General features: G+C 57.1%; 16 protein-coding genes. 12 read left to right on the top strand and 4 right to left on the bottom strand.

Going from position 1 to position 15,510, the window contains the following annotated elements:
* The first annotated feature begins 260 nt into the window (after window positions 1-260).
* Window positions 261-545 (top strand): type II toxin-antitoxin system prevent-host-death family antitoxin, encoded by a 285-nt coding sequence (locus WKF55_00005; GenBank protein MEJ7757946.1) that lies wholly within the window; start codon window positions 261-263, stop codon window positions 543-545.
* Window positions 538-1,023 (top strand): type II toxin-antitoxin system VapC family toxin, encoded by a 486-nt coding sequence (locus WKF55_00010; GenBank protein ID MEJ7757947.1) that lies wholly within the window; start codon window positions 538-540, stop codon window positions 1,021-1,023. Before WKF55_00005 ends, WKF55_00010 begins: the two co-directional genes overlap by 8 nt.
* A 38-nt stretch (window positions 1,024-1,061) precedes the next feature.
* On the opposite strand, the gene WKF55_00015 is transcribed toward WKF55_00010, so the two are convergent.
* Window positions 1,062-2,000, bottom strand: coding sequence for a DUF6569 family protein (locus WKF55_00015; protein MEJ7757948.1), 939 nt, complete (start codon window positions 1,998-2,000; stop codon window positions 1,062-1,064).
* A gap of 158 nt (window positions 2,001-2,158) precedes the next feature.
* On the opposite strand from WKF55_00015, the gene WKF55_00020 reads away from it, so the two are divergent.
* The 4 genes from WKF55_00020 to WKF55_00035 are packed head-to-tail and all read left to right on the top strand — an operon-like array spanning window position 2,159 to window position 4,350.
* Window positions 2,159-2,806 carry a WHG domain-containing protein gene (locus WKF55_00020; protein ID MEJ7757949.1) on the top strand — a complete coding sequence of 216 codons (648 nt, stop codon included), beginning with the start codon at window positions 2,159-2,161 and terminating at the stop codon, window positions 2,804-2,806.
* Window positions 2,807-2,809: 3 nt separating this feature from the next.
* Entirely contained in the window at window positions 2,810-3,697 is an 888-nt protein-coding gene (locus tag WKF55_00025) for a hypothetical protein (protein MEJ7757950.1), read from the top strand.
* 60 nt (window positions 3,698-3,757) lie between these two features.
* Complete coding sequence (locus tag WKF55_00030; GenBank protein MEJ7757951.1) at window positions 3,758-3,997, top strand: hypothetical protein; 240 nt, start codon at window positions 3,758-3,760, stop codon at window positions 3,995-3,997.
* Window positions 3,994-4,350 (top strand): type II toxin-antitoxin system PemK/MazF family toxin, encoded by a 357-nt coding sequence (locus tag WKF55_00035; GenBank protein ID MEJ7757952.1) that lies wholly within the window; start codon window positions 3,994-3,996, stop codon window positions 4,348-4,350. The genes WKF55_00030 and WKF55_00035 overlap by 4 nt, the downstream gene beginning before the upstream one ends.
* Window positions 4,351-4,433: 83 nt before the next feature.
* Here the strand turns inward: WKF55_00035 and WKF55_00040 are convergent, their stop codons facing one another.
* Window positions 4,434-4,877: a hypothetical protein gene (locus tag WKF55_00040; GenBank protein MEJ7757953.1), complete on the bottom strand. Its 444-nt coding sequence runs from the start codon at window positions 4,875-4,877 to the stop codon at window positions 4,434-4,436.
* 213 nt (window positions 4,878-5,090) lie between these two features.
* On the opposite strand from WKF55_00040, the gene WKF55_00045 reads away from it, so the two are divergent.
* The 6 genes from WKF55_00045 (at window position 5,091) to WKF55_00070 (ending at window position 12,144) form a co-directional block, all read left to right on the top strand.
* Window positions 5,091-5,993: a hypothetical protein gene (locus tag WKF55_00045; GenBank protein ID MEJ7757954.1), complete on the top strand. Its 903-nt coding sequence runs from the start codon at window positions 5,091-5,093 to the stop codon at window positions 5,991-5,993.
* Between the two features lie 81 nt (window positions 5,994-6,074).
* Window positions 6,075-6,233: a hypothetical protein gene (locus tag WKF55_00050; protein MEJ7757955.1), complete on the top strand. Its 159-nt coding sequence runs from the start codon at window positions 6,075-6,077 to the stop codon at window positions 6,231-6,233.
* 299 nt (window positions 6,234-6,532) lie between these two features.
* Complete coding sequence (locus WKF55_00055) at window positions 6,533-7,720, top strand: hypothetical protein (GenBank protein ID MEJ7757956.1); 1,188 nt, start codon at window positions 6,533-6,535, stop codon at window positions 7,718-7,720.
* Window positions 7,717-9,003: a hypothetical protein gene (locus WKF55_00060; protein MEJ7757957.1), complete on the top strand. Its 1,287-nt coding sequence runs from the start codon at window positions 7,717-7,719 to the stop codon at window positions 9,001-9,003. The genes WKF55_00055 and WKF55_00060 overlap by 4 nt, the downstream gene beginning before the upstream one ends.
* Window positions 9,004-9,011: 8 nt before the next feature.
* Window positions 9,012-9,812, top strand: a complete 801-nt coding sequence (locus WKF55_00065; GenBank protein MEJ7757958.1) for a hypothetical protein — start codon at window positions 9,012-9,014, stop codon at window positions 9,810-9,812.
* Window positions 9,813-10,956: 1,144 nt separating this feature from the next.
* Window positions 10,957-12,144 (top strand): DNA methyltransferase, encoded by a 1,188-nt coding sequence (locus tag WKF55_00070; protein MEJ7757959.1) that lies wholly within the window; start codon window positions 10,957-10,959, stop codon window positions 12,142-12,144.
* On the opposite strand, the gene WKF55_00075 is transcribed toward WKF55_00070, so the two are convergent.
* Window positions 12,141-14,714, bottom strand: coding sequence for a hypothetical protein (locus WKF55_00075; GenBank protein ID MEJ7757960.1), 2,574 nt, complete (start codon window positions 14,712-14,714; stop codon window positions 12,141-12,143). The genes WKF55_00070 and WKF55_00075 overlap by 4 nt on opposite strands.
* Complete coding sequence (locus WKF55_00080; GenBank protein ID MEJ7757961.1) at window positions 14,711-15,319, bottom strand: hypothetical protein; 609 nt, start codon at window positions 15,317-15,319, stop codon at window positions 14,711-14,713. The genes WKF55_00075 and WKF55_00080 overlap by 4 nt, the downstream gene beginning before the upstream one ends.
* Window positions 15,320-15,510: the final 191 nt, after the last annotated feature.

Consider the following 15,510-nt stretch of genomic DNA (forward strand, 5'->3'; position numbering starts at 1 on the left):
AGAGTGGCGGATCGGTGGGGCATAACTAATCCTTCCGGCTGCGGGCCGTTTGGCTATCGGCGGCCGGCCGGGCCGGAAGAACGTGCCGCGGGCACTACAGCCGTCGGCTGGAGCGCCTGGTGGAAGATCTCGCGGCGGCAGTGCCGGAGTCAGGAGCCAACGTTGCGCTCGCCGCGCCTGCCTTACCGATCTGCCATCAGAGCACACACGGCTTTCCCGGTCCTTGTCGAATGTAGCCACATGAGACTACATTCTTGTACATGACCTCCGTTGGCATTCGTGAGCTGAAAAACAACCTCAGTCGCTACGTGCGCCTGGCCGGCGCGGGCAAACGGGTGATTGTCACCGACCGCGGCCGCGTCGTCGCTGAGCTGGTGCCGCCCGCCGCGGCGCGGCCAACAGTGTCGCGTTACGACGAGCTGATTGCGTCAGGGGTAATCCGCCCGGCGCTGGAGCAAGGCGATCCTCTTGCGGACTTCCCACGCTTGCGACTACCGCCAGGAACAGCCGCCACAATGATCGAAGAAGATCGTGGCGATGGCTAAGACGTCGTCGGGTAAGGAGACCCCTGCTCGCAAGGCAGCACGTGTAGCAGAAAGGCTGCGCGAGCCGACGGTGTACGTAGAATCGAGTGCTCTCCTGGCGGCGTTGCTGGAAGGTGACGCGTCGGCTATTCAAAGGATGCGTGCGGCGGACCGCCTGGTCACTTCGGCGCTGACGTTCGCAGAAGCAAATCGCGCACTGGCTCGTGCACGAGTTTCGGGCAGGCTCAGTGAAGCGGAGGAGCGCGACGCAATTCGTGGCTTGCTGACTTTTCGACGCCGATGCGAAATCGTCGATGTATCGGACGAAGTTCTGGTGCGGGCGGGTCGGCCATTTCCGATCGAGCCGATACGAACGCTCGATGCGATCCATATCGCGACTGCCGAACTGCTCGGCGAACCGCCTCAGGTGGTGATGTTTGTCACGCGCGACAAGCGAGTCTCCGAGAATGCGCGTTCGCTCGGCTATCTAATCGGCTAGAACTCTCCGAGGCGGATGCGCAGCTGCTGCCTCAATGTTCACCTTTTTCGCGGCGGAGCAGTCTGGAATGCCGCGAGGTGAATCACCCGACCGTTCTGGGTGAGCGCTCCACCGGTGATCTCCGGCGAATCTAGACGAAGGTCTTCGCCGAGTCCGATGGCGGGGAATGATTTCGCGTCGAGGGCGAGGATCGACTCGAGGAGCCGCGCCGCCTCCGCATCCTCCGCCTTTGCGGGCAACAAAGTCTGGCTCGCGAGCGCGTCGAGTGCGTAGCTGCGGAGAATCTTCGGAAGATATGTGCGCAGCGTATCTGTCGAATCGAACAGCTCCATTCCCGCAGCGGCGCCGTTGATCGCAAAGATTGCCCCGACCTGTCCATCGGCGACGCTCACATCGTGAACATATTCCTCGATCGACGTGCGCCTGTTTTCATAGACGTCCTGCATCGCGGCGGTCGGTGATGCGTAGCCGAGCTTGGAGGAGAGCATGTCGATGTCTTCCCACACCGATCCCTGGTCACTGTCGCGCGAGTTGTGCATGGCGATGTTGCGCGACACGGCGCGTGCCTTCTTCGCCCGCCCCACGCTGAACATCATATCGGGCGACTCGGCGAACTCGCGTGACTTGTAGCTCCAGCGACCTCGCTCCACGCAGGAAACGGGGAGGGGGAGTGTCTGCTTGCCTGGCGCAAGAACGGTGAGGTTGGAGATGCGGTTCTGGCGGGCGCCGAGGAGCTCTTCGCCGTCGATGATGAGGACGGGGATGTCGGCGAGGTTCTCGAGGGCGAGCGTCGGAACGCTGCCGCCTTCGGAGATCTCGGTGATCCTGGCCGAGCCGGCGCGGAGAGCGCTGCCGACGGGGAGGTATTGTGCGGGATTGACCGCGTCTTCGGCGAAGAGCGGGAAGATCGTGAGGTTATGGCGCTCGATTCCTGGTCCTACGCGAACACGGGGTGTGACGTCTTTAAGCGTGGTCATTCGTCCTCCGGGACGTTCTGTCGATACTCCAATGTGCAAAGGGGGTCTGACAGTCACTCTCTATCTAGGCATTGACTAGATGAGTCTAACGGCTAATCTTTCCGTTGTCAAGATGATCACGTCGTGCTACACTTCCATTATCCTCAAACCGGCAAGCGATGGCACCGAAAGATTCTCAGAAGAAGCCGTACCACTGGGGCGAACAGCTTCGCGGTGACCTCGTCGCCGAGGCGCTGCGGCAGGTAGAACCACTTGGCATCGCCGGTCTGTCGGCGCGGGAGGTCGCGCGGGGGGTGGGGGTGAGTCATGCCGCGCCGGCTCACTATTTCCCCGACCGGCTGGCGTTAGCCGCTGCCGTCGCCGCGGCCGGGTTCGAGCAGATGTACGAGAGCATCGAGGCGGCTGTACGCGCCCGGCGAAAGCCCTCCGAGAAGTTGCTTGCAGCCTGTCTGGCAAACGTCGAGTTTGCGCTCGAGAGCCGCGGTCTTTACCGCACCATGTACGCTCCCGAGCTGGCCGAGCGGCTGAATAATCTTCCGCGATCCCGGAAGGGCGTGGACGACTTCACCACCCTGTCTCAACTCAAGGCGAAGGGGTTTGGCGTTTTCGTCGACATCGTCCGGGATGGCCAGGCCGAAGGTGTATTCCGCGCCGGGAAGGCTGACGATCTTGCAAGAGCCGCGACAGCGGCGGCGCACGGACTCGCCAGGCAGTTCATCGACGAGGGACTCGGCGCGCGAATCGATCGGATGGCGCACGCGCGCCAGGTAATGGGGATTGTGCTGGACGGACTCGAGGCACGTTGAGTAATGAAACTCTTCTATTCGCCCGATTATGTGGCGGCTGCCGAATCCTTCGACACCATGCGGAAGTCAGGATGGATTGCCGAGTCGCTTCTCGCGGATCCGATCGAAGGGGTGGAGATCGTCGCGCCTCGATCGGTCACGTTCGATGAGGTTGCCGCGGTTCACGATCCTGCGTATGTGACCGCGGTGCAGACCGGAGAGCCCCGCAGCCTGGCCGAGAGTCAGGGGTTCGCGTGGGATGCGGGGATGTGGCAGTCGGTGACGGCGTCAACCGGTGGTCTCGTTGCCGCAAGGCTTCAGGCGATGACGGATGGAGTTGCAGGGTCGCTGTCCGGCGGGCTTCATCATGCGCGATACGATCAAGGCAGCGGGTTCTGCACCTTCAACGGTTTGGCACTGGCGGCGAAGGCAGCTCTGGCAGCGGGCGCGGAGTCAGTTGTGATTCTCGATCTCGACGCGCACTGTGGCGGGGGCACTCACTCGCTGATCCGGGCCGATGCGCGGATCAGGCAGATCGACGTGTCGGTAAACCTGTTCGATCATTATCGGCCGGCAGGGTCGAGCACCCTCGACATGGTGGTTTCGGCCGGCGAATATCTCGGCGCTATCGAGCGTCGGCTTTCGGACCTCGGCAGCAGTGGGTGGAAGCCGGGAATCTGCCTGTACAATTCCGGGATGGATCCGCATGAGCATTGCGGGATCGGTGGATTGTGGGGGATCGATGCGGCGATCTTGCGTGAGAGGGAGGAGCTGGTGTTCGGGTGGTTCACGTCGCGACGAATCCCCCTCGCATTTGCCATCGCAGGCGGTTACATCGGCGGGGCGATGAAGCAGGACGATCTCGTTGCGCTGCATCGTGTGAGCATCAGTGTGGCGTCGATGGCCGCGTAAGGGCCGTTGACAAGATCGTTCACACTATTGTAGACCCAAGTGTAGCAACGGGATATGCAAATGCCAACGACACGAATTTCTGAAAGCGACCACCGGGTGCTTCAAGCGCTCTCGGCGCGAACGGGCAAGGGGCACCAGGAAATCATTCATGAAGCCCTCAGCACATATCAGCGCGAGGCCCTGCTCGACGGTATCAACGCAGGTTATGCGAAGCTGAAAGCTGACCAATCGGAATGGGCGATTGAAAAGAGGGAGCGTCAACTGTGGGAACACACCCTCGCGGATGGCATTGACGAGTGAGTGGCCGCCAACGCCAGCGTCCGTCACGGGGAGAAGTCTGGCAGGTTGGGCTCGACCCTTTAAAAGGCCGGGAGCAATCGGGGTCGCGGCCTGCGATGATCATCTCGGTAGACAAGTTCAATCACGGTCCAGCCGAACTTGCCATCGTGATCCCCATCACTAAGCGTCATAAGAATATCACGTCGCATGTGTTTGTCCCCAAAGGCGAAGCAGGGCTCGATGTGGACAGCTACATCAAGGTCGAGGATATTCGTTCCGTTTCAATCGAAAGGCTTATCAAGTACAGGGGCGATCTGACCTACCCGAGGATTGACCAGGTACAGTACATCCTGCGAGTGCTTCTCGGCCTGTAGGGTAGTGTGGCTTTGGGAAGCCCGTGCAATGGTTGGCTCGGCAACTGGATATGGGCATGGTACAAGTGGGGCGTCTTCCGGTATTAGCGCATCTCCGACAGTCGCGCCGCATCGGCGAGATCCTGAGGCCGGCCTGCCGAGCGTTTGTTGGTAATCAGATGCTGTCGGCTGAGCGTTTGAACCTTCAGCCCATCGACCTCGACAGCGACACGGTTCCGCCACGCTGTGTAGAAGTCCACTCCATCATTGACGTGAGCACATCGATTCGTCCGGGCTGACGTCGATCTGGATAACGACCACCGAAGATTGAGATCAGTCATGGAGAATTGATCGGTTGGTGCCCCAAACAGTGCCAGCGCGTCCCAGGCTCGTCTTGCGTTTTCGGGTGTGGCGCGAATCCACAGATCGATGTCGCCCGTCGCGCGGGGCAGACCGTGCGCGGCTACGGCGTAGGCGCCGACGAGGAGATAGTCAACGCCCTCGGCGTTGAACGCGGACAAGATGTCGCGAAAATTGGGATTCAGCATTCTCGAGCCCCTTGAAAGCCCACGCATCGAGTGCGAGCTGCCACATCATTCCCAGACGCTCCGCGGGCGTCATGGCGCTGTAGTCCTCGTCGTCGCCTGAATCATGAAGGCGGCGGACACGAACGGATGCCGCTGAATCAGCCATCCCGCCATATACTCATTTCCCATGACGCATTCCGGAGGTTCCCGATTACCCCATTTACCGTCGAAGCAGTGATCTCTGTATACCACTCGCCGGCCTACACGCTTGCGGCGCACGAGTATTCGACTACTCGGAAGGCGGGATGGATTGCTGATTCGCTCAGGCGAAATCCGCTCAGTGGCGTCGCGCTAGTCGAGCCCGAGCCGCTGGCATTCGAGCAGGTGGCGGAAGTTCACGACCCAGCTTATGTGTGTGCGATTCAGACAGGTGAGCCACGAGAGGCTGCGGAATCTCAGGGGTTTGGCTGGGATCACGGCCTGTGGGACATGGTTCTCGCCTCGAATGGGGGAGTGGGTGCGGCGGTATTCGATGCATTGAAGAACCGTGTGTCGGGATCGTTATCGAGTGGGCTGCATCACGCGCGTCGAAACGGCGGGGACGGGAATTGCACCTTCAATGGCCTGGTGATTGGGGCGAAGGCCGCAATCGCCGCGGGTGCGAAGTCGATTCTGATACTGGATCTCGACGCGCACTGTGGCGGAGGGACTCACTCGCTCATCGCCGGCGATTCGCGCACATGGCAGCTGGATGTGTCGGTCGCGTCGTTCGACAGCTATGAGCCAGGTGAGCGGACATCACTCGACATTGTCCAATCTGCGAGCAACTACCTCCCTACCATAGAAAGGCGGCTTGAGGAGCTCGAGGCGAACGGTCCGGTGTTCGATCTCTGTATCTACAATGCGGGGATGGACCCGCATGAGAATTGCCCGGTTGGTGGAATGACGGGGATCGATGCAGAGATTCTCAGAGGGCGCGAACGCCTTGTATTCGGCTGGTGTGAGAGGCGGAGGATTCCTGTCGCCTTCGTGCTGGCCGGCGGATATGTGGGCAGTTCACTGAGTGTCGAAGACCTCGTTGCGCTTCATCGGCTCACTATCGCGAGCGCAGCGAAGAGGCCGACTGCAGCAGATTAGAGCATGACGCGGTCGGCGTGACGTCTTCGACGAGCGGATGCTCGCACAAGTTGGACGAACGCCACCATGTATCAGGCGGGAATGACCGTTACCCCGTGCTGGCCGCTGAAATCCTTATCGAATACCGAGAACGACAGGCAGCCGCGGGATCGTGAGGTGGATCGCAGGGTTGCGGCTGAGCCGCGCAAGCTTGCCATAGCCGCCCGTAACGGGCGTAGCGTGCTCGGCCCCGAGATGTAGAAATCACACGCGAGGATCCGTCCTTTGGTGGTTCTGTGACTCTTCAGCCAGGAAACGCTCGGATCCCAAAGAGGCTGGGGAAGAAAACCAGCGAGCGCCTCTCCGCCGATCAAAGCGATCTCGATCCGGCCGGGCCAGACGATACTAATACCGGCTTGTTGCCTTGCGCCATGCGTTCCCGGTGCGATGGCGAGTTCGCGTATCCAATGACGCTAGGCCAATCAATAGCCGACATTGTGCAAGGGCTCTCTCGAAAGAGAGCCCTTGCCTGATTGCCTCAAAACACTTATACTTGGTATATGGTCGATTCGGCAATTCGAGATACAATCCCACGGGTTCAACACATTCGGTACTTCCATGCGATCCTTGAGGGAATTGTGGAAGGTCAGAGCTTCGACGAGCTTCGTGCAACGCTCCGCCGAGTGGGAAGAGAGATCGGGAGGAGGACGACGGCCTCACGCGTTGACGATGCCTACACTCTGTGGTCGCCGACTGCGGATGCCTTGGGTGAACTCATGCGACTTGAGCTCATAGAGCATAGGTCCGTTCCTTCGAAGCGAACTGCGGTAGATGCGCACCGCGAAACCATCTACCGACTCACCAATGCCGGGAGGGCGATCATTGAGGAAGTCCAAGGGGACGAGTCGAAATTTCGAGGTGCGGTGACTCCAGTCCTCGTTCGTCAACATCCGCATCTCTCGTCGCTGTGCGAACTCCTAGAAGAAGGTCCGCTTCTGATCCCTGAATACACCGAGGAAGATCTAAAGAATTTCAGACAGTCGGGCCCCTCATGGACCGCAGCATTGGGTGCTGATGCCGCCAAACGGATCCGGGAAGGAATGAGGACAGCTGTGGTTGCGGATGAACGCGCCGTTTCGCATGTCCGCGACTGGATCGCGAGACGTTTTCCCGCTGAGTCCTCCCCGACCCCCAGGGACATCCTCGACACAGTACTGGATGCATTGGTAGTAGTCGCACTCGAATCCAGAGGGCTGAGGTTTGATGCGACAACATTCAATATTCTTGTGAGCTGGGGGCGTCAGCTATTCATCATGAATGAAAGTCGGTACGTCCACAACGCTGATGGGCGGTCGGTCTGGAGCACGGCAGATATTTGCGACGATGGCGGCACCCTGAACGTCGTACGCCACAAGTTAAAGGATGTTGAGGTTGAAGTTCCTAGGGTATTGAGCGAGGTGTATCGTGACATCGCCAGCAGCCGGGCAACGTCTCTTGGAGGAAATGGCGTTCAGTTTCCGTACTTGCAGATCTATGAAGTGAGAGCGACGGCTGCTTTTCGTCTTCGCGTGAATGATCCGATCGTAGAGCGGATCATAGCTGACCTGGCCGACGGTACTCGGTCAGCTGGACTCCGGGTCGAGCTGGCGTTGGGAACAGGAAGGCAAGCGTCATCGGAAACTCCGTTTCGATTGGGTTCACGACGATTCAGCGTAATTCTCATCAAACCTGAAGGGAGCCAACCTTGAGTAAATATCGACATATGCAGGAAGCTTGGGGCATCGAGGGCAATCCATTTCCGTCCGAAGCGATCCATCAGGGAAACGAGCCGTACAGCCCAGGCGTATTTGCCGATGAGCAAGAGCTGTTTTTTTCCCGCCTCATTTACGGCGCGGCCATGGATCGCCGTGGGTTCGGCTACCTCTGGTCAAAAGGCCCCTCCGGCGAAGACACAGGATTCGGTAAGACAACGCTATTGAAAAATGCGGCAAAAATGATAAATGCTGATTTTGGATCGGCGGTCCTGATTTCAGCCGGCATGCGCGAGGATCGATTGTCGAAACACCCCGCGCTGGCCGCATACGCCTCACTGACTACGACCGACGTAACAGGTATTTACCCAATCTTGTTCGCAGCGGTCGAGTATCTCGCAGATCCAAAATACTCTCCAAGTGGAATTGCAGTTCTAGACACACTTCGTGGAAAAATTCGCGATGCCAACGGGCTTGCGGCTGGCGATGCAGAGGGGCTGAGGACCGTCCTTCAGGCGACACGCAGGAATCTTGGGGCGACGCTTCCGCCACTCCGAGCCGACGCACTCGATGCGTTTTGTGACGGAAGCGATAGCGATTTTGCGGCTTTCCTCGGAGAGGTCTCTCCGGCAAGCCGTGTTCGTAACGGCCTCGCGTACTTTGATTTTGCTTTTTCCTTGGCGGCGGCTGCTGGTATCAAGCACTTCTTTGTCCTCGTGGATCAGCTCGAGGACCTTGCAACCAATCAGACTGTTACCAAAGCAAAACGTAGCCGAGAAGTAGGTCGGCTTCGTGATGTAATAGCTGAGATGGTGCCCTTCGTGGGACGCGTTCATTTCGTTTTCACCTTCCACATTCGTGCATCCGACGCACTCATTGACTTCTGGGTCCAGAACAGGCTTCCAAGCTTCGATCCGGAGGATCACAGCAATGAGGGATCGGTAGTCGTGCTTCGGGGAATTCAGGAGACGAGCCAAGTCCGTGACCTCTTGATGACCTATCTCGACGAGCTTCGCGAAGATGGCCCCACAGGTACAATTGCGCCTTTCACCGAGAGCGTGCTGCCGCTGTTGCTCGAACGTTCCGGCGGGCGTCCAGGGCTCTTACTCTCGTTCGCGCACAAGCTCTTTGACCGGGCCGCTGACCAAGAGATACCGCAGATCGACCGGCTGTTTGTCCAAAGCCTGCTTGGACTAGACGCGGCGACAACATTCACGAATCGGCGACGCGAGTCGGTCGAACCTAGGGATGCTCGTGCTGTCGATGATCTCCTTACCTAAACCGTAAGGTGAAATGGCTGGAGAGTTTTGTCGAAGACACCTACTTGCTGGCACGCTTTCACGTTCCTCAACTAGAGGGATGGTTGAGAGGCAGGATTTGGGAAAAGTGGGCGGCACGGTCGCTGGGGGACCATACTTGGATCCACCAAGCTGCCGGTCAACTGCGATTATTCGGACACGGGTCTGCGTCGGGACTTCGGCACGAGATCGATGGCGCAGGCGCGCGCGATGGCGGGGTGATCTTGGTTGAAACGAAATCGTACAGCAGTTCGAGTCCTAGCAAGTCGGACATTTGCGTCTTTGACCGGAAAACGTTCGATCTCTATGTTGACCGATGCAGAAGAAAAGAGAAGGGTCCGCACTGGCGCATACTCGTCTCGTCTACCGCATTGGATGAAAGCATCCGAGCCTACTGTTACCTGTATGGAATCATTGCGGTGTATCCAAGCCACATACCTTTGCCGATGCTCTTGGCCTTGGCCGCAAAACCCTGTGCAGGCGAATTCTTCTCCGACACTCTTCTAAGTGAAATTGTACGGCTCGGCGAGCCCGCAGTTGCCTCGATGGAGAAACGGTACGTTCCCGAATCACATTTCTTAAAATTCGATCTGCGCGGTTTTGATGGTCGCGCGCTCAAAGACTTGCTTTGGCTTCAATCAACCATGTCGGAAGAGTTTCTTGATCTCCTTGATCGAGAACGGCCGGGCTATTACGAGGTACGCGCCGAACTCCTTGTAGAAAAATTGGGGCTTTCAGTTAGCGCTGCGACATCAACGACCGGCGAACCGATAGCAATTGTTCGCCCATAACTTCTCACGCTGCCGTGCGTGTACTTCAGAGGTAACCTGATGGGTAGCCGCAAACGATACAGAATCTCTAACTTACAGATCACTCTTGCAAACGCCGGCCGCGCTTCATGGCAGTTTGCCGGGAGGACTGTTCACGGTCACGACCATTTGTACGAGGTGCGCGATCTGAATTTTCCATCCCTGAATAATTGGACCGTTGCTGTGCGAGTGCCTAAACGGGGAATCGGGTCCGTTGTGGTGCAGCCCAGGCAAGTCCCAGGAAAGAGAACTTGGGCGGGTCTAGATCGTCGTTCCCTGGTATTTGTGCGTGCAACTCGGTTGCCATACAGAGATCGACGTTACTGCAAGATCAGCCTCGCTGACCCGAGCGGCGTCCGCACGAAGCACACTCTAAGCCGTGGTGCGCGTTCTCACTTCCCTCACTGGCTGAAGCAGTATCAATATCGGATTCGCTTGAAGCAGACCGTTGCCCTGACTAAGGGCAATGATGGAAATGCCCTTGTAGCGGTGGTTTGGCCGGAAGACTACCCCACAATGATTCGCCTGTACTTCGCTCTTAAGGTATGGGTTCTGGAGGAGCGATTTCAGATATGAGCCCTTGGATGGTCATGCCTGAGGAGGCACACGGTCGCGAAGCCAAGCGAGGTGACGATCGCAGCGCTTCGGCTAACGGAGTTTAGTGTCAGCAGTAACTCGGATATTCGAATGAGCAGGCCGATTCCTGATCAGGCGTTGGATCACACAAAGTAAGAATGCGAGAAGTTGTTGCCCTCCAACAGCAGCAGGCTGGACAAGACTTACTCGAGCTTTATTCGCCGCGCTCAGGCATTTGTGGATCAACCTTAGGCTATGTCCTTGACACCGCACTTTGAGCGAGACCGAGCTGCGGAGGGGCCGTTCCCTTCTATCTCTTCGGCAACATGGTGGTAGCGGCGGCATGATTGACCGGGCTCTCAGCGTCGTGGTATCGCTCGTGTGAAAGGCGTTGAGTGGACCCTAACGGCTGCGGCTTCAGGAAGTCCCACGGAGAGCGAGGCATCTCACAGGCGCTGCCTTGCCCCCGTCAGAGACTTCGGCAGCGAAATAGATGATGTGCGCGTTGATTAACTATCGACATGACAACACAATTATGCGATTTTGCCGGGTGAGAAAAACCGACCGACCTCTCGAATTGCCGCTGGATGAACCATTGAGCCACCTGGCCACCATAAGGCTCGCCGCAAGGGACGAGCGTCGGGTCTCGGGCCTCACGCACTCATTTTACCGATATCCAGCTCGGTTTTCGCCTCAGTTTGCAAGTGCCGCGATAACAGCTTTCTCAAAACCAGGCGACATTGTCCTCGATCCGTTTATGGGCGGTGGTACCTCAATTGTTGAGGCTTGCCGCCTTGGACGGATTGCTGTCGGTAGCGATATCAACGCTCTCGCTGTGTTCATTTGCCGAGTAAAAACAACGCCCCTCAAGGCTTCGCAAATTTTTGCATTACAGTGTTGGGCCGACGAAGTAGTGCCACAGCTCCGATACGCCGATAGTCTCGCGGGTCAATCGACGAGCAAGGATCATGAGACACGCAACCTGCACCTGCCGAACGCCCGGCCAATAAGGAAGCTCACTGCGCTCGCATTGGACACGCTCCCTCAACTCCCTGATGGGCCCACCCGACGATTTGGGCGTTGCGCACTTTTACGGGCAGGCCAATGGGCGCTTAACGGAAGGAAGCTGCCGGTTGCCAGCGAGGCATTCCGTCTCAAACTGCAATTCTTCGTTCATGAGATGCTACAAGGTCTTGTTGAATACCAGTCCTGCCTTCCCCCCGGATCCAGAAGACCGAGACTCTCAGTCTGTTCAGCCGATCGAATCGCGACCGAGTTCCCCTTCCAAGATGGTCGGAAAGCCGACATGGTAGTTACAAGTCCGCCATACCCCGGCATCCATATCCTTTACCATCGCTGGCAAGTGGATGGTCGCAAAGAAACCAACGCCCCATATTGGATTTCCGCGACGCGAGATGGGGAAGGCTCGTCGTACTACAACATGGGAGACCGGCGTAACAGAAACTCCGATGATTACTTCGAGAATCTCAGCAAGGGACTACTGTCGATTCGTGCTGCTGTTCGCGACGGCGGCGTCTTCGCTCAGATGGTTGCCTTCGCTCGGCCACGATATGCCTTGCCTCGTTACCTGGAAGCCATGCGGCACGCGGGTTTTATGGAATTCCCACGCTTGCGCCGCCGTATGTGGCGTTCCGTTCCCAGCCGCGCCTGGCACGCATCCGTCAAAGGGCAGACGGCGTCCGCACGGGAGGTTGTCCTTTTACACACCGCTGTCTAATCCTCATCTCCTTGCATCGCAAGGCCAGTTACCTGCTCGTCGGTAAGAGCGCCGAGGTTATCAATCATCGGCACGATGAACGGGCCTAGGGCCCTCGTGACGGATCGGACTTCATCAACGATTGAAGGTGCGTCGTCTGAACGTCCGTTGACGGTTGCTGGTGATTTTGCTTTTGTTCTGCTGTCATGTATTAGCGCAAGCCCAATCAAAACATTGCCGTACGTAAACTTCGCTTCTGCTAGACGCACCGTGTCAGGTTTTCCTTTCATGTCATTTCGAAGAAAGATGTTGTCGACGTTCACGTAGAAGGTGAATGCATGGTCTTTCCCGTCGGTCGTAGCCTCCTCAACTACGTGGCACCCATCTTTCTCGTCGAACTTATACCTTTTCCAGAATTCGTCATCCCTGTGGACGCGAATGATATTCGGCATTGCAATGCCGCCGCTTGAGAGCGGGCCCTTGGAGTCTTTCCCTGTGCCCGATTCCGAACCGGCGCCATTTCCCGAGCCCTTCCGGCTGGTACGAGTTCCGCTTCCGTTGCCTCCCTTGGTCGCGGCGGTTAGACGAAGCCGAGCGACGTTTACAAATGGTTCGATCAACGTGTCGTCCTCGACAGTGCATGCGAGCGTGACATTACCGCCAATGGAAAGCTGATCTGGAGGTAGGTTGATACTCCAATTAGCGACACCATTGTGCAACGTGATGTTGTGGTCGAGCTCAATTCCCTCGAGAGTTCCATCCAAAACCTCGACATAGTATTTGCCTCGTACGTCCTCGCGGGAGAAATAATCATTCTCCACATCGGTGTCGAAGCGGATACGGCAACGTCTCCCTATCTCAGCGTTTCGCGCGAGTTCGAACGCATTTGGTTTTTCATGGAATCTGAAGAATGTTGGATGTGGGCGCCCTTCAAACGTTCCACTGCCATTGTCCGCACCTCCACCGCCCGCGCCATTGCCCGTACCTGGCTGCTGCCTCTCTGGTCTGTTGAGGCGTTGGCCACTGAGAAACAGCGATGCCAGGCTGGGAGAGGTTTTCAGAATAGAACTAAGTACCTCTTCTAGCGGTTTTGACTCGGAAAGACGATCTGAGATCTCGCTAGAGCGCCTGCGCTCCTGAAGCTCACGCAGTCCTGGGTGGCGGCCAAGTGCATCTTCCAATTCCTCTTCGACTGCTTTGCGCAGCTCACCATTACTCAACCGATCGCGCGAATTCATGAAAAGGTCCTCTCTCGCACCGACAGAGAGCGCGGAGCAATCCACAACGACGAGGAGGGACTCCGCGATCCGCTGCATTTTTACTCTGCGGCGTTGAAAAAACGTTCGTGGGAGCCACCCATGAGTCTGGCCATTCATCGTGAAAATGATTCCTTCACTCGCTGCATATGTCTTCGCCCTGTCATCTTTGAAAGCGAAGATTTGGGCGACCATTTCTTCCCCTCGTACTTTGATCTGAACGGAAGTCGGGTAGCCCTCCTCTAGATTTCCCCCTCTACCCGTTTGGAGTCTCGACAGAAGTCCAACCATTGAGTTTTCGAAACTGCGCTCGACAACGCCGCGGTACGGCCGGCATTCGTGAACTCTGACCGGCAGTGCGATCCCCGGTAGCAAAAGTTCTAGCCGAAAGAGAAGTCCATCTTTCATCAGCGCCTGGCTCGCGAAACCCTTCATGTCGTATTCGTAAAGCTTTATTGCGGAACCGAAGCTCACATCGCGCTTGTAAGGTTCATTGTGCTCTGGAAACAATGGAAGGGCGTTCGCCGTGAAGGAGAGGATGTCACCATTGTTGGGCTTCGCGCCGCTTCCCACGGGAGCGAGAAATCGATACACGGAGCTGCGAACCTGTCCCACACCAATTGGCGGGCGTTCCCGCCGTACCACTGTGACGCTCCACTGCTCAGCGCCTTTGTCGGTTTCTTTACCTTGTTTGACGATCTCCGGGTCACGCTTTGTAATGAGAAGCTGAATGTTGTCTGTTCCGCAAAACTTCAAGGCCCCGGTACCTCCCATATTGAATTTGCCTTGGACGAATGGGATCCGGAGCTTGTTCTTACGATTGATTGACAGGAACGTGTCGGGCACGCGCAACGGTGTCTGTCCTTCTCCTTGGTCGGCGATGGTGATACTTGCTTTATTACCCCCGGCGCGGGTCTCTCCGGTCACCGCAATCGTGATGAACTTGGCTTGAGTTAGTTGACGCTCCTGCGGCCAGTCCTTCAGGTGCCCGCCCTGTCCGGCAGGTTTGTTTCCCGGTTCAAAAAAGGCGGCGACGGCGTCGGTTATGCTCTGAGGCGCATCTGCAGATTCTGGATCTATTCCGCGACGTCTGCACTCGGCTAAGAGGCGCGCATCTACGGAGTTGACTACTTTCTCAACAAGAGCAGCTTCTGGCCGGCTCTGTTGGTTTCCAATAGTCGAATAATTCCCATCCGTGTCTCCGTAGAGCCGCCACGACTTTTGGTCATTCCAGAAACCGGAGTCGGTGAGAATCTTTCTTACTTGAGCCTCGGTATCGGCTTCGAGAAGCGAGAGTGCGAATGTCTTGATCTCTTCGTTCTTCATCTTAGTCATCTCAACTTCTCCGGGGTTGCAATCCACGTTTTTTCTATTGCTGAGTCGACTACATCGGTTTGCTTGACCGTGTAGCCATCGTTTCCGTTCCGTTCGACAACTCCCAGTTGGCGTAGCCATGCTATGACCACGTAAACCTGGTAGGAGGGTACATCGTTTCCATCACTGTCTGTTATCGGGAGCAGCGTTTCCATGGTGAAGCTGTTCACATGACTACGAAGAGCATAACAAACCGCCGTTATCACACTCCTCGGCGCCTTGTGCTCGTAAGCACGACTTTCCTTCTTGGACCATCCGATCTTGACCAGCCGATCACCCTCTCTCTCAAAACGTGGATACGTCGTTCCGTTTTGTCGGATGGGCGAGCCGCTCGAGTGATGAAGACTCAGTGGGGCTTTGTCACCGCGGTCAAAGGTCGGACGCTCGTCCGCGACCTCGGTGAACGTGCGGACGGGGCCTGAACGCTGTTCTTTAAGCATCTGGTCGTGCCGAAGCGTTGCCAAAGATTCGGCTAGTTTTGCAAGAGCTGCTACATCTGAATACGACTGCGCCCCAAGGCAGTCTTGAATCAGAGATCTCAGCTGATCTTCGGCCTTCTGGAGCACCGCGGAAGCGTTGCTCGCGGCATCTGTAATTGGAGAGTACATATAGTTCCCATATAGCGGTTGGGACGTATATTGGGGCGCAACTCGAACCCTGTCAAGTTACTTATAGATCTATATACTTACATATCACGATTCTGTCCGGCCCTGCCAGAGATAGGGATTGAACGAATAAGGGCCGCATGGAGGGATCG

This window comes from Gemmatimonadaceae bacterium (genome assembly GCA_037721215.1).
In the GTDB taxonomy this organism is placed as follows: Bacteria; Gemmatimonadota; Gemmatimonadetes; order Gemmatimonadales; family Gemmatimonadaceae; genus UBA4720.

Coding starts and splice junctions, on each gene's coding strand:
- WKF55_00005 (MEJ7757946.1), top strand. CDS start 261: ATGACCTCCGTTGGCATTCGTGAGCTGAAAAACAACCTCAGTCGCTAC.
- WKF55_00010 (MEJ7757947.1), top strand. CDS start 538: ATGGCTAAGACGTCGTCGGGTAAGGAGACCCCTGCTCGCAAGGCAGCA.
- WKF55_00015 (MEJ7757948.1), bottom strand. CDS start 2,000: ATGACCACGCTTAAAGACGTCACACCCCGTGTTCGCGTAGGACCAGGA.
- WKF55_00020 (MEJ7757949.1), top strand. CDS start 2,159: ATGGCACCGAAAGATTCTCAGAAGAAGCCGTACCACTGGGGCGAACAG.
- WKF55_00025 (MEJ7757950.1), top strand. CDS start 2,810: ATGAAACTCTTCTATTCGCCCGATTATGTGGCGGCTGCCGAATCCTTC.
- WKF55_00030 (MEJ7757951.1), top strand. CDS start 3,758: ATGCCAACGACACGAATTTCTGAAAGCGACCACCGGGTGCTTCAAGCG.
- WKF55_00040 (MEJ7757953.1), bottom strand. CDS start 4,877: ATGCTGAATCCCAATTTTCGCGACATCTTGTCCGCGTTCAACGCCGAG.
- WKF55_00050 (MEJ7757955.1), top strand. CDS start 6,075: ATGACCGTTACCCCGTGCTGGCCGCTGAAATCCTTATCGAATACCGAG.
- WKF55_00055 (MEJ7757956.1), top strand. CDS start 6,533: ATGGTCGATTCGGCAATTCGAGATACAATCCCACGGGTTCAACACATT.
- WKF55_00075 (MEJ7757960.1), bottom strand. CDS start 14,714: ATGACTAAGATGAAGAACGAAGAGATCAAGACATTCGCACTCTCGCTT.